The 13163-nt window shown below is 36.4% G+C and carries 13 protein-coding genes; 5 read left to right on the plus strand and 8 right to left on the minus strand.

Features of this window, described 5'->3' with window-relative positions:
- Positions 1-13: 13 nt before the first annotated feature.
- Together DF947_RS04855 and DF947_RS04860 are read right to left on the minus strand one after the other, a co-directional pair.
- Positions 14-694 carry a hypothetical protein gene (locus tag DF947_RS04855; RefSeq protein ID WP_109928593.1) on the minus strand — a complete coding sequence of 227 codons (681 nt, stop codon included), beginning with the start codon at positions 692-694 and terminating at the stop codon, positions 14-16.
- A gap of 48 nt (positions 695-742) precedes the next feature.
- Positions 743-1513 (minus strand): hypothetical protein, encoded by a 771-nt coding sequence (locus tag DF947_RS04860; protein WP_109928594.1) that lies wholly within the window; start codon positions 1511-1513, stop codon positions 743-745.
- A gap of 157 nt (positions 1514-1670) precedes the next feature.
- Here DF947_RS04860 and polA point away from each other — a divergent pair, with 157 nt between their 5' ends.
- The 3 genes from polA to DF947_RS04875 all read left to right on the plus strand — a co-directional run bounded on the left by polA (position 1671) and on the right by DF947_RS04875 (position 5794).
- Positions 1671-4484 (plus strand): DNA polymerase I, encoded by a 2814-nt coding sequence (gene polA / locus DF947_RS04865; RefSeq protein WP_109928595.1) that lies wholly within the window; start codon positions 1671-1673, stop codon positions 4482-4484.
- Positions 4485-4489: 5 nt separating this feature from the next.
- Positions 4490-5365, plus strand: a complete 876-nt coding sequence (locus DF947_RS04870) for an energy transducer TonB (RefSeq protein ID WP_109928596.1) — start codon at positions 4490-4492, stop codon at positions 5363-5365.
- 84 nt (positions 5366-5449) lie between these two features.
- Positions 5450-5794, plus strand: a complete 345-nt coding sequence (locus tag DF947_RS04875; RefSeq protein ID WP_109928597.1) for a hypothetical protein — start codon at positions 5450-5452, stop codon at positions 5792-5794.
- Positions 5795-5848: 54 nt separating this feature from the next.
- Here DF947_RS04875 and DF947_RS04880 read toward each other — a convergent pair whose 3' ends face one another.
- The 5 genes from DF947_RS04880 to DF947_RS04900 all read right to left on the minus strand — a co-directional run bounded on the left by DF947_RS04880 (position 5849) and on the right by DF947_RS04900 (position 9817).
- Positions 5849-6526, minus strand: coding sequence for a metal-dependent hydrolase (locus DF947_RS04880; RefSeq protein ID WP_109928598.1), 678 nt, complete (start codon positions 6524-6526; stop codon positions 5849-5851).
- 43 nt (positions 6527-6569) lie between these two features.
- The gene (locus DF947_RS04885; protein ID WP_109928599.1) at positions 6570-6875 is read right to left on the minus strand and encodes a YbaB/EbfC family nucleoid-associated protein; all 306 of its coding nucleotides are present in this window, start codon (positions 6873-6875) and stop codon (positions 6570-6572) included.
- Between the two features lie 106 nt (positions 6876-6981).
- On the minus strand, positions 6982-7965 hold the full coding sequence (locus DF947_RS04890) for a hypothetical protein (protein WP_109928600.1): 984 nt from the start codon (positions 7963-7965) through the stop codon (positions 6982-6984).
- Positions 7966-7967: 2 nt separating this feature from the next.
- Positions 7968-9197 (minus strand): serine hydrolase domain-containing protein, encoded by a 1230-nt coding sequence (locus tag DF947_RS04895; protein ID WP_109928601.1) that lies wholly within the window; start codon positions 9195-9197, stop codon positions 7968-7970.
- A 68-nt stretch (positions 9198-9265) separates the two neighbouring features.
- Positions 9266-9817: a cupin domain-containing protein gene (locus DF947_RS04900; RefSeq protein WP_109928602.1), complete on the minus strand. Its 552-nt coding sequence runs from the start codon at positions 9815-9817 to the stop codon at positions 9266-9268.
- 142 nt (positions 9818-9959) lie between these two features.
- On the opposite strand from DF947_RS04900, the gene DF947_RS04905 reads away from it, so the two are divergent.
- A complete protein-coding gene (locus DF947_RS04905; protein ID WP_146202871.1) occupies positions 9960-10490 on the plus strand; it encodes a hypothetical protein in 531 nt (176 codons plus the stop codon).
- A 399-nt stretch (positions 10491-10889) separates the two neighbouring features.
- Positions 10890-11270, plus strand: coding sequence for a GxxExxY protein (locus DF947_RS04910; protein ID WP_109928604.1), 381 nt, complete (start codon positions 10890-10892; stop codon positions 11268-11270).
- A gap of 207 nt (positions 11271-11477) precedes the next feature.
- On the opposite strand, the gene DF947_RS04915 is transcribed toward DF947_RS04910, so the two are convergent.
- Positions 11478-13148, minus strand: coding sequence for a pyruvate dehydrogenase complex dihydrolipoamide acetyltransferase (locus tag DF947_RS04915; protein WP_109928605.1), 1671 nt, complete (start codon positions 13146-13148; stop codon positions 11478-11480).
- Positions 13149-13163: the final 15 nt, after the last annotated feature.

A 13163-nucleotide genomic window follows, 5' to 3' on the forward strand; every position in this document is an offset into this window, starting at 1 on the left:
TAAAGGCCAAAGCTTATTTTTTAGTTTCGTTGTATGCTTTAACCAACTCAATAACATCGCGACTATTTAAATCGGCATTGGCTTCTACCTTAGCTTTTAATTCAGGTTTATCGCCGAGTTTTTGAAGCAAAATTGTTTTCACTTCGGGTTTGCGGGAATCTTCGGTTATGCCTTTTATTGGGATTTCCTGCAATGGTCCAGTCCCAGGTTTTTCGATAAAATACCGAATAACGGGAGCGCCTGCTGGTCTTTCAGGAGCAGAATTTCTGCCACCTCCTATGCTAATTCCACCTCCCATTCCCATGCCACCAAAACCGCCAGTTCCGGTTCCTATTCCAATTGACGGTCTAAATTTTACCTTTTTTTCCTTTTGAATAGGAACCAGTGTTTCTCCACCAAAGGAATATAAATTAACCGCTCCCATTTCGATTACCTTTACGAATCGATATTCGAAATCCTTCTTATTCGCAAAACCCTTACTTACATAACTATTGCCATTCCAAAAGAAATTCTTTACATCTTTTGCAGGTAAAATAACATCAGCTTCATCGTTGGCACTAATAAAAACAGAAAAGTAATCGGTTCCCTTTATTGTTCCTCTAATAACTTCATCGTTATTTTTTACGATAAAATCTTGCGCAATGAGTTTACCACCCAATAATAGAAACAGTATAAATGAACTGAAAAATTTCATAAACGTTTAAAATATTTTACAAATAACGCAACTTATTCGGCTATCTTATCAATTGAGATTAATTTTAATATTTCCTGTTTCAATATCCGGGTGTAACTTTTGAAAATCAGTAAAGGCGACTCTCATTTTATTTAATGCATAAGCTTTTGGTGTTGGAAGATTTTTGCCTAAGGCATAAAACTTATGAATTGTATATATGCTAAAAAGATAATTTTTAATCTCATCTTTCGCCTGGGTATCCGTCATTACTTTTGTTAGATTTTCTCTATCGATAAAGTTTGCCAAACCCACATTGGTAAGTAAATAAGTAATCAGTTTCGATAGGTTCTCTTTCTGATCGGTATAAGAATCTTTCGATGCATCTAATTCTTCAACCAATTTTAAAATAGGTGCGATTTCTTTTTCTAAAATATTGGGATTAACAGCAATTAGTCCTTTTGGAACGAAATATGCCGAATCCGTTTTATAAGGATCAACATAGAGGCTTATAACGTTTTTTGTAGTCGGATTGGTCAATGTATAAACATCAACTATACCTGTTTTACCAGAAGTACTTCCTCTTTTTGAAAAATCTATAATTGATCCATCAGGCCAGCGATAAGTGTTTCTAAGTTTAGCCATTCTGTTTTGCATGGCATTTCTGTCCGAAATATTTTTAAATGCACCTGTTCCAATTGGCTTATCTATTGAAGAACCATAATCATCTAACGGACCTTTTAAATTTTCGAATGTAATGTAGTTTACCAATTCTTGAGCAGGAAGTTGGGCTTTGCAATAAAATGCAACAAGGCAAAAAAGAAATGTACAGATTGTTTTCATAGGGCGTTTTAATTTATGATGTTTAAAGTAGATGATTTCAATAAATAAATTTAATTTTTTTTCTTGAAAAGCAATTTACCGATATGATTAACTTTGGTTACTTTTATCATCTGATGAATTCGGCTCATCAGCGTAAACATTAAATCTGTGTAATCACATGAATAATAAAAAACTCTTTCTTTTGGATGGAATGGCGTTAATGTACAGAGCGCACTTTGCATTAAGCAAAAACCCACGTTTTACTTCTACGGGTATAAATACATCAGCTGTAATGGGCTTTACCAATACTTTGCTTGATGTTTTGAAGAAAGAAAAACCAACCCACATTGCCGTGGTTTTTGATACCGAAGCACCAACAGAACGCCATACCTCTTTCGAAGCTTACAAGGCACACCGCCAAGCCATGCCCGAAGATTTAGCCGCAGCAATGCCTTACGTTATTAAATTAATTACCGGGTTTAATATTCCCGTAATTACTTCTGATGGTTATGAAGCGGATGATATTATTGGTACGCTTGCTAAAAAAGCAGAGTTAAAAGGTTATCAGGTTTATTGTATGACTCCAGATAAGGATTTTGCCCAATTGGTATCTGAAAATATTTTCATTTACAAACCTGCTCGTATGGGCAACGACATGGAAATTTTAGGTGTAAAAGAAGTTTTAGCCAAGTGGGAAATTGAAAACGTTTTGCAGGTTATCGATATTTTGGGTCTGTGGGGCGATGCTGTAGATAATATCCCAGGCATTCCTGGAATTGGAGAAAAAACTGCCAAGCTTTTAATTAAGCAATATGGCTCGATGGAAAATATCATCGCCAATTCGCACGAGTTAAAAGGCAAACAACGCGAAAATGTAGAAAATTTTGCTGAGCAAGGATTAATCTCTAAAAAACTGGCAACAATTCTTTTAGATGTGCCTGTAGAATTAGACGAAGCGAGTTTAGAGCTTTGCGATCCAAGTAGAGATTTATTAGAGCCTCTTTTTACTGAATTAGAGTTTAGAACTTTAGGCCGTAGGGTTTTTGGAGATGAATTTTCGGTTACCACAGCAAGATTTCAGGAAGGTACGCAAACCGATTTATTTGGAAATCAATCGGGCGAAGCCATTCAATATACTGATACATTAGCTGACGAGGAACCAGCAGAAAAACTTCCAGCTAAAACAATAGAAAATACAGAACATAATTATCAGTTGATTGAAACAGCTGAACAGCGTGCCGATTTAATAAAATTATTGCTAACGCAAGACCGGATTTCTTTTGATACTGAAACAACTGGAACGGATGCAAACATGGCCGACTTGGTAGGTTTGTCTTTCTGCATTAAGCCTGGTGAAGGTTATTATATTCCTGTTCCGGCTGAGCGTGAACAAGCACAGGCAATTGTTGATGAGTTTAAAGTTGTACTTGAAAATGAAAAAATTGATAAGATTGGGCAGAATACCAAATACGATATTTTAGTTTTTAAATGGTATGGTTTGCAAGTGCGAGGAAAAATTTTTGATACCATGCTTGCGCATTATCTAATCGATCCGGATACTAGACATGGGATGGATGTTTTATCAGAAAACTACCTTGGTTATTCGCCAATTTCGATTACAAAATTAATTGGCCCGAAGGGAAAAAATCAAGGCACCATGCGTGATGTTCCCGTAACTGATGTTGTGGATTACGCTGCTGAAGATGCTGATGTTACTTTACAGCTTGCAAATATATTCGAGCCAAAATTAAAAGAACTTAATGCGGCAAAACTTGCAGAGGAAATTGAAAATCCTTTGGTTTATGTTTTGGCAGATATTGAAAAAGAAGGTGTTCGTATTGATATTGAAACTTTACAGGCCTATTCAAAAGAACTGGAAACCGAGATTATCAAATTTGAACAAAACGTTTACGATAAGGCTGGAATTAAATTTAATCTGGCGTCGCCGAAACAATTGGGCGAAGTTTTATTCGATAAGCTTCAGCTCGATCCAAAAGCCAAAAAGACAAAAACTGGTCAATACCAAACTGGCGAAGATGTTTTAACTGCACTTGCCCATAAAAGCGATATTGTTCAGGATATTTTGGATTTCCGCCAATTGCAAAAATTAAAATCTACGTACGTTGATGCCTTGCCTTTAATGGTTAATTCGAAAACGGGTAGGGTGCATACGTCATATAATCAGGCCGTTGCTGCAACGGGCAGATTAAGTTCAAATAATCCAAATTTGCAGAACATTCCAATCCGTTCGGAGAGAGGAAGAGAAGTTAGAAAAGCTTTTATCGCTAGAGATGAAGATCACATCTTGTTATCTGCCGATTATTCTCAAATAGAACTTCGAATTATTGCTGATATCAGCAAAGAAGAAAACATGCTGGATGCTTTTAGTAAAGGTATCGATATCCACACGGCAACCGCAGCAAAGGTATATGGAATAAGCATTGAGGAAGTTGATGGAACACAACGTAGAAATGCCAAGGCGGTTAACTTCGGTATTATTTACGGACAGTCTGCTTTTGGTTTATCACAGAATTTAGGTATTCCGCGTAAAGAAGCCGCAGAAATAATCGAGCAGTATTTTACTCAATATCCGGGGATTAAACGTTATATGAGCGACACCATGAACTTTGCCCGCGAGAATGGTTTTGTGGAAACGATAATGGGCCGTAGGCGTTATTTAAGGGATATTAATTCAGCAAACCAAACGGTAAGAGGATTTGCCGAGCGAAATGCCATAAACGCACCCATTCAGGGTTCTGCTGCAGATATGATTAAAATTGCAATGATTAATATCCATAAGGACATGAAGGCTCAAAACTTAAAATCTACCATGACCATGCAGGTACATGATGAGCTTGTTTTCGACGTTTTAAAAACGGAGAAAGAAATTATGAAAGCCATTATTCAGGATAGAATGCCGAACGCGATTAAAACCACCGTACCGATTGTTGTAGAAATTGGCGAAGGAGATAATTGGTTAGCGGCACATTAATAAGAATGAGACAATTATTTATTGCCCTACTAATTTTATTTTCTACATCCTCTTTTGCGCAAAAGAGCGATACTTTGGTAACTTATATTTTTGATAAAATACCGACCAAGCAAATTAAAAAAGCAACATCGGTATATAAAGTATTCAAGAAAGACGATGCAAATTGGATTAGAATCACTTCTGATCAAAATCTTGTGCCATTAAAAAGAGAAACATTTTCTGATTCGACGCTTACCATTCTGAATGGAGATTACTTAAAATATAAAAATGGAAAAATAGTTTTAAAGGGAACTTATTTTAAAAATGAGCGCACAGGTGCTTGGATAAATTATGATTCTTTAGGCAAAGCTTATGCTTCAAAAATTTATGTTTCGAACAAGCTAAACGGCCTCTCTGTAACTTATTGGGAAAACGGGACAATTCAAGAAGAGGGAAAATATGTTGATGGGAAAAAACAGGGTGAATGGAAAATGTTTTATGAATCAGGGGCTCCTGCCTTGAAGGAAACGTATGATGAAAAAAATAAGGTTGTTGACAGTACTTATTTAAGTATCACAGGCAAACCAATTGCAAAGGATAGTATTTTCAAATCTCCTTCTTATCCGGGCGGGATTAAAATGTTTTATCGATATTTAGGAAAATCAGTACGGTACCCATCCGATGATGTTAAAAATAAGACTCAGGGCAAAGTATATTTATCCTTTAAAGTTAGCAAAAGTGGAGATGTAGAAGATGTCACTGTTATTTCTGCCCCCAGTTATAGTATAGGTTCTGAAGCCATCAGAGTATTGGAAAATTCACCAAGATGGATTTCTGGTAAGCTCTTTAACAAACCCACTAACGTTATTTACGAAATCGACGTAAACTTTTCTCTTAATTGATTTTTTCTTATCTTCATTAAATCTTCATTCCTAATATTCAACTTTATATCAACAAATTAACGAGTAAAACAAAAAATTAGAATTATGAAAAAATTATTGAGTTTAATCGCAATCGCAGCATTTGGTTTAACCACAGCATTTGCTCAAACACCAGCAACTACTGCTCCGGCAAAAAAAGTTGTTAAAAAAGAAGTTAAAACCACTACAGCACCAGTAAAAGCTGGCGTTAAAGCAGAAGCTAAAAAAGTTGAAACTAAAACAACTACTACAGCGGCCAAAGTAAAAGCAGATGGAACGCCAGATATGCGTTTTAAAGAAAATAAAGCTAAAGCGGTAACTAAAGTGGCTGGCCCAACTAAAAAAGACGGCACTGCAGATATGCGCTATAAAGCAAACAAAACAACAACGAAAGTTGTTAAAAAGAACTAGGTTTAGGTTTATAATTTGAAAGGGTCCCGATGAAAATTGGGACCCTTTTTTATTTTATAAATCTATTGTTTCGCCAATGGCGGGTAAAAGTAAGGTTTTGTTTTCACGCTTAAATTTATCTAGCGCTTCTTCTGTGTTTATTTCAATTACCGGAAAAGTATTATAATGTACACCGATAACTGTATCACAATCAAAATACTTTGTGGCTACAAGCGCATCGTCAACATCCATAGTGTAATTACCTCCAATTGGTAAAATGGCGTAATCAAGGTTACAAACATCAGCCAGAACCTTCATTTCGATGGTTAAGCCTGTATCGCCTGCAAAGTAAATCTGCTTACCATCAACCTCTAACACAAATCCTGCAGGGTTACCGCCATAACTTCCATCTGGCAAACCCGAAGAATGCGTGGCAGGAACCATTCTAACCGTTCCCCAATCAAAAGTGAATTTTCCAAAATTCATTGGATGCAATTTCTCAACCCCCTGTTTTTGTGCCCAATCGGCAACCTCTGGCATTGCAATAACCGTAGCACCTGTTTGTTTTGCTAGGTCTACCAAATCGGCAACATGATCTCCATGCCCATGACTTACCAAGATATAATCTGCTTCAATTGCTTTTATATCAACATTTTTTGCAAGTGGATTGTGAGAAATAAATGGATCAAATAGTAATTTTTTATTGGTCGTTTCTAACAGGAAACAAGATTGACCGTAATAGGTGTATTTCATTTTAGTAATTGTATAAGTATTTAAATTCAGTATGATGCAAAAACTATTGCCCAAACAGTCCGCCTAAACCGCCCAGCATGTCTTGCGCTGATGATTGCATTTCTGCAGCACTTACCTGCTCGGCGCTGGCCAGAGCTTTGTTTATTGCGGTTAATAACAATTCTTCCAGCTCTTCCTTATCTGCATTTTTAAGGAATTCCTCATTTATAGCAACTCCGGTAATGGCCTTATTAGCTGTTGCGGTTATTTTGATCGCTCCATTTTCTACTTCGCCAAATACCGAAATCGTATCTAAGCGTTTTTTTATTTCCTCAGCTTTTTGTTGTGCTGCGAATAGTTTATCGAACATAATCTGTTGTTTTTTAATATAAAACGATTTAAATCAACTTGTGTTTTGATTAATGATTTTTACTTGATGAGTGAAAAGGAATTGATCACTCGCAGTTCCCCTTCTTTTAAATTCTGCCTAAAATGGTATTTGCTTCATCAATAAAACGATCAATTTTTTTGGTTCCTCTAAAGTTTTTAATCATCAACGTATTTATTTTGTTTTTAGATGGAACATTAAATTCGGCCCTAACCTCGGTACCCGAATAAACAAAATTGGTTGTTTTACGAACAATCTGGAAACGAATTAAATCATCAAATGGATATTCCTTTACCACACGACCTGCAAAAGTAGAGTGTAATACTTTCCGTTGATTTTTATCGAAACGAATGCTCGAGAAGAAACCAAAAAGAAAGACCAAGCCAATAATTAATGGAAAATATGTTGTTAGTAAACGTTTAAAAGTTTCTTCATCTGCCATAAAATTAGGGTTAAGCAATATGGCTACCGAAATTCCGATCATAATTATTCCTATAACCAAACTCCCTATTTTGTTATCGCGTACCGTATAAACACCACCTTCTTCTTTAAAAAAGTTAAACTCGTAAATGGTTTGTTTAGGCAACACCGGTGCATTGGCGAAAACCAGCTCATCAATTTTTGGCAAAACTTCTTGCTGGAATTTTATAAGATTTGGATCGGAAGATTTGTTATAACCGGGCGAGACAATTAAGCCTTTTCCATGTCGATTACTTTTTCTAAACGCTCTATAGCTAAATCCACTTCCAATTATCTGATAAGGTTCTACAGCTGCAATATCCTCGAACGCTATTGAACCCATAGGTAAGAAAGCAATTTTTTTATATAATTTTCGGCTTCTACCATCAAATATGATTTTTGATTCGGCCATGAAAACAACGAATAAAGGTATAAGCAATAAAAAACCGTAATACAGAATTGCAAACTGAGCAGGAACCCCTTGTAATCCTTTTAATAAGAAAAAAATAAATACAATGATTATGATTAAAAAAACAAGTCCAACAATCCTCAGATTTCGCTTAGGATAAATCGTTAAAACACTTGGTTCAATAATCCACTTTGCTTTAGCCATAGTTAATCTTCGTCTGTTCCTGGTAAACTTCCATTACCGTGATAAGCACCTTTACGGATGATTGGCATGTTGAAATGTTTATACAAATCGTCCAAGTGCATTAAACTTCCATTAGTTAAATTACCTAAGAATATTATTACAATGTTTTTATCTAAATCTCTAACATAGATATGGCGGAAACCGTGCCACCAGCCCGTGTGGTAAACAACTTTATCCATTTTTTCACCATCAAACATTCTCCACCCGTACCCATAATTAAAATGGCCATTAACAGGTTTATTATGTCCTTTATAAGCAGAATCTAAACTAGTTTTAGATAATAATCTTCCATTTTTCAAATACTTATCAAAAAGCACCAAGTCATGAACTGTACTATAAATGCCTTTATCTCCAACAGGACCATCTAAAAAGTTTTGAGCTACAGAATATTTCCAAGTACGATCATGCCCCACTACATCAACAGGAATTTTCTCATATTCGGTTGTGCTGTACACATGAGTATGTTTTAGGCCTGCCGGTTTAAAAACATGTTCCATCATGTACTGAGAATAACGCTGACCTGTAACCTTTTCTATGATGGCGCCCAGAACCATAAAATTAGAATTGTTATAATGAAATCTATTATCCGGCTTAGTGTATGGATTAGGTTTTTTTTCGGCGATTACATTCATCACTTCTTTATTGGTAACACCTTTTTTCATGTTGCGTTTTTCCTTCCGCCAGATGTCATCAATAAAGTATACGTAATTCATCATTCCGCTTCTGTGAGTTAATAACAACTTAACAGTTATTCCATCATAAGGAAAATTAGGAAAGAATTTTTTGACATTATCGTTTAATGAAAGCTTTTTAGCTTCTACCAACTGCATAATTGCAGTACCCGTAAACGTTTTAGTAATCGAGGCAAGCTCAAATTCCGAATTTATTTTTAAGCTATCGCGATGTAAGTAATCGGCCCATCCAACTGCTTTTTCGTATAAGATTTTACCATCTTTTGCAACGAGCATATTTCCATTAAAGCCATATCTTTTATGGAGGTTATCTACAAAATCGGCAATCCATTTATCTCCTTTTTCGGGATTGTAAACTAACAAAAGACTGTCTGCCTTATCGTCATCTTTTGTACGGATTTTTCTTTCAGCAGCCTTTTTCTCTTCAGATTTTTTACTAGAACATGCGGTTAATAAGGTAAGTAAGATTGCTAATGCTGAAAATATATTACGAAAATTCATCTATATCGGAAATACTAAATTTAAAACCCGAAAATTAAAGAATTTTGTAGCGCAAAAGGGAAAGAGTTTTACACATTTTCGCAATTATTATTATACCAGCATTCAAATAAATGTCCTTTGCTTCCATAAACTGGGTCGCTATCCGGATTTTTCACTTGGGCTATATCCTCATCAGCTTCTGGCCGTTCTTCGGCTTTACCATATTTAATGTTATATGCTATCCCATTTGGGTATGCACCAACAACAGTAAAGTCATCACTAGAATTTAGTTTTTTATGGGCTACCCCTGCCGGAATAAGGATTACATCGCCCTTATCCAATTCTACACAAACGCCATGTTCTCCACCAAATTGAACATCAGCCTTGCCACAAAAAACCCCCATAACCTCATGTGTATTGCTGTGGTAATGATCATAATCAAAAATGCCATCAACCCAGGCGTTGGTGTAGCCATTGCTAGCAAAAACTTTTTTAATTACATCTTCCGTATCATCAGGATGGATTAAAAAAGCACCCTTATAAATCATTAAAGGTAAATTTGGGTTGTTGGGAAAGTTTCCGTTTTCTTCTATTTTATGAGCTACTAAATATGCTTCTTGAATCAGTTTTTCTTTATCCATGATTTTGGTGTTTGATTAATAACAAAGTAATCGATGAAGGGTTTTAAATGTCTTAGGCATAAGAATAAATTTCGCTGATATTTCAATCTGTATTTTTTTGCGTTAGATACTGGAAAACCCTTTATCGCACAAATAAGAAACCATGTTTTCAAAATGTCTCCCACGGATCAAGGCGATTTACGCAGACAATATCAATCTGCGCTCTTTGCGAAATCTGCGGGAATCCATTAACGCACAAAATAATATGCCATGTTTCAAAATATTTCCCACAGATCAACATGATTTACGCAGACAATATCAATCTGCGCTCTTTGCGAAATCTGCGGGAAATCCCGTTAACGCACAAAATAATATGCCATGTTTCAAAATATTTCCCACAGATCAACATGATTTACGCAGACAATATCAATCTGCGCTCTTTGCGAAATCTGCGGGAAATCCCGTTAACGCACAAAATAATATGCCATGTTTCAAAATATTTCCCACAGATCAACATGATTTACGCAGACAATATCAATCTGCGCTCTCTGCGAAATCTGCGGGAAATCCATTCACGCACAAAATAATATGCCATGTTTCAAAATATTTCCCACAGATCAACATGATTTACGCAGACAATATCAATCTGCGCTCTCTGCGAAATCTGCGGGAAATCCATTCACGCACAAAATAATAAGCCATGTTTCAAAATATTTCCCACAGATCAACATGATTTACGCAGACAATATCAATCTCCGCTCTTTGCGAAATCTGCGGGAATCCATTCACGCACAAAATAATAAGCCATGTTTCAAAATATTTCCCACAGATCAACATGATTTACGCAGACAATATCAATCTCCGCTCTTTGCGAAATCTGCGGGAAATCCATTAACGCACAAAATAATAAGCCATGTTTCAAAATATCCCACAGTCAACATGATTTACGCAGACAATATCAATCTGCGCTCTCTGCGAAATCTGCGTGAAATCCTTTATTGCATTAAGTTCAAAAAATTAACAAAAGATGATTTAATTAATGTTATCTTAATCAACCTATTAATACCTACATCCTAATTTTAAATATTTAATTATGGATGAAAACGATATTTCTTACCAAATCAGGGGCGCAATTTTTACTGTTTATAATGCTTTGGGCCCAGGTTTATTAGAATCTGCCTATGAAATTGTTTTAGCTCATGTTCTAATCAAAAATGGCCTTGAAGTAAAACGTCAAGTACAATTGCCAATTTTCTTTGACGATGAAGAACTCGACGCAGGATACAGACTTGATTTGTTAGTTAACGATCGAGTAATTGTTGAAATAAAATCAGTAGAAATCTTGGGCCCAGTTCACCATAAGCAGGTATTAACTTACCTTAAGCTTTCTGGTTTAAAACTTGGTATTCTTGTAAATTTCAACGCATCAGATATTTCGCAATCCATACATCGTAAAGTCAACGGTCTTTTATAATAATATTTCTAAACCTGATTGAGCGGATTAGCCCGGAATGAGTGAAAGCGTTAGCGAAACGAAATGAGGACTATGAGCGAAAGCGGGACAAACGTTAATAATTGCATTAATTACCTTTTCAAATAAAAAAGCTTCCCGACAAAATCGAGAAGCTTTAAAATATTTATGAAATCCTTCGACAAACTCAGGATGACAACTTTTTAATGACTATGCTAACAATCTGATTGGTTCTTCTAATAAACCTTTTAGGGTTTGTAAGAATTGAGCTCCAGTTGCACCATCAACCACACGGTGATCGCAACCTAAAGTTAATTTCATTACGTTACCAGGAACAACAGCACCGTTTTTAACAACAGGAACTTGTTGGATAGCGCCTACCGATAAAATTGCACCATCAGGAGAATTGATGATTGATGTAAATTCATCAATACCAAACATACCCAAGTTAGAAACTGTAAAGGTAGAACCTTCCCAATCTGCTGGCTGTAATTTTTTCGCCTTCGCTTTTCCACCGAAATCTTTTACTTCAGCAGAAATATGCGATAAAGATTTACCATCCGCAAAACGGACCACAGGAACTAATAAACCATCCTCAACAGCCATAGCAACACCAATGTTAGTATGCTCATTGAAACGGATTTTATCGCCACCCCATGATGAATTAACTGCTGGATGCTTTTTCAATGCAACAGCTACCGCTTTAATTACAATATCGTTGAAAGAAACTTTAACTGGAGCAACAGCGTTGATTGCTGTACGGGCAGCCATAGCGTTGTCCATATCAATACTGATGGTTAAATAGAAATGTGGAGCAGTAAATAAACTTTCTGCCAAGCGTTTTGCAATTACCTTACGCATTTGCGAAACTGGGGCTTCTGTAAATTTAACTTCGCCAACATATGTAGGAATAACTGGAGCAGCTACAGCTTTCTCTTTCGGACTCTCGGACTTCTGACTATCAGCTTGAGGAGCAGCCGAAGGTTTGTAATTCTCAATATCTTTTTTGATAATACGTCCACCTTCTGCACTACCAGCAACCTGGCTTAAATCTATTCCTTTATCCTTAGCTATTTTTTTTGCCAAAGGAGATGCTTTTACACGGCTATCAGAAGAACTTTCTGCCACAGGCGCAGAAGAGCCTGCATCAGCTGTAGTAGCTTGTTTTTCTTCTTTCGGAGCTTCTGCTTTGCCTTCAACTTTTGCAGCTGGAGCAGAACCACCTGCTAAAATTCCGCTAACATCTGTTCCTTCCGGACCAACAATGGCAATAATTCCATTCACTTTGGCAGCAGAACCTTTTTCTACGCCAATATGTAATAAAGTACCTGTAGCATAACCCATAACTTCCATAGTTGCCTTATCGGTTTCTACATCAGCTAAAACATCATCATCTTTAACTTTATCGCCAACTTTTTTATGCCATTCAGCTATTACACCCTCAGTCATAGTATCGCTTAACAAAGGCATACGAATTACAGTAACACCTTTAGCAGTCAATTCCTCTTCGCTTAAGCCACCGCCTTGAGCAGGTGCTTCTTCTTTCTTCTCTTCGGTTTTAGGCGCTTCAGCACTTTCAGCTTTTGGAGCTTCTGCTTTAGCCGACCCACCTGCAGCATCAATTGCCGCTTGGAAATCTTCACCTTCTTTTCCAATTACTGCAATAATTGCATCAATAGGAACGCCTTTTCCTTCTTCAACACCAATATGTAATAAAGTACCTTCCTCGTAAGATTCCAGATCCATCGTCGCTTTATCGGTTTCTACCTCTGCAAGCACATCACCACTTTTTACTTTATCGCCAACTTTAACATGCCATTTTGCCAATACCCCTTCTGTCATGGTATCGCTCATTTTGGGCATTCTAACTACTTCAGCCATTATATATTATTAATT

This window comes from Pedobacter paludis (assembly GCF_003173575.1).
GTDB lineage: Bacteria > Bacteroidota > Bacteroidia > Sphingobacteriales > Sphingobacteriaceae > Pedobacter > Pedobacter paludis.

Excerpts from the sequence above, each read along its gene's own strand:
- DF947_RS04910 (WP_109928604.1), top strand. The coding sequence starts at position 10,890 with ATGGATGAAAACGATATTTCTTACCAAATCAGGGGCGCAATTTTTACT.
- DF947_RS04870 (WP_109928596.1), top strand. The coding sequence starts at position 4,490 with ATGAGACAATTATTTATTGCCCTACTAATTTTATTTTCTACATCCTCT.
- DF947_RS04860 (WP_109928594.1), bottom strand. The coding sequence starts at position 1,513 with ATGAAAACAATCTGTACATTTCTTTTTTGCCTTGTTGCATTTTATTGC.
- DF947_RS04905 (WP_146202871.1), top strand. The coding sequence starts at position 9,960 with ATGTTTTCAAAATGTCTCCCACGGATCAAGGCGATTTACGCAGACAAT.
- DF947_RS04885 (WP_109928599.1), bottom strand. The coding sequence starts at position 6,875 with ATGTTCGATAAACTATTCGCAGCACAACAAAAAGCTGAGGAAATAAAA.
- DF947_RS04900 (WP_109928602.1), bottom strand. The coding sequence starts at position 9,817 with ATGGATAAAGAAAAACTGATTCAAGAAGCATATTTAGTAGCTCATAAA.
- DF947_RS04895 (WP_109928601.1), bottom strand. The coding sequence starts at position 9,197 with ATGAATTTTCGTAATATATTTTCAGCATTAGCAATCTTACTTACCTTA.
- DF947_RS04915 (WP_109928605.1), bottom strand. The coding sequence starts at position 13,148 with ATGGCTGAAGTAGTTAGAATGCCCAAAATGAGCGATACCATGACAGAA.
- DF947_RS04875 (WP_109928597.1), top strand. The coding sequence starts at position 5,450 with ATGAAAAAATTATTGAGTTTAATCGCAATCGCAGCATTTGGTTTAACC.
- polA (WP_109928595.1), top strand. The coding sequence starts at position 1,671 with ATGAATAATAAAAAACTCTTTCTTTTGGATGGAATGGCGTTAATGTAC.
- DF947_RS04855 (WP_109928593.1), bottom strand. The coding sequence starts at position 694 with ATGAAATTTTTCAGTTCATTTATACTGTTTCTATTATTGGGTGGTAAA.
- DF947_RS04890 (WP_109928600.1), bottom strand. The coding sequence starts at position 7,965 with ATGGCTAAAGCAAAGTGGATTATTGAACCAAGTGTTTTAACGATTTAT.
- DF947_RS04880 (WP_109928598.1), bottom strand. The coding sequence starts at position 6,526 with ATGAAATACACCTATTACGGTCAATCTTGTTTCCTGTTAGAAACGACC.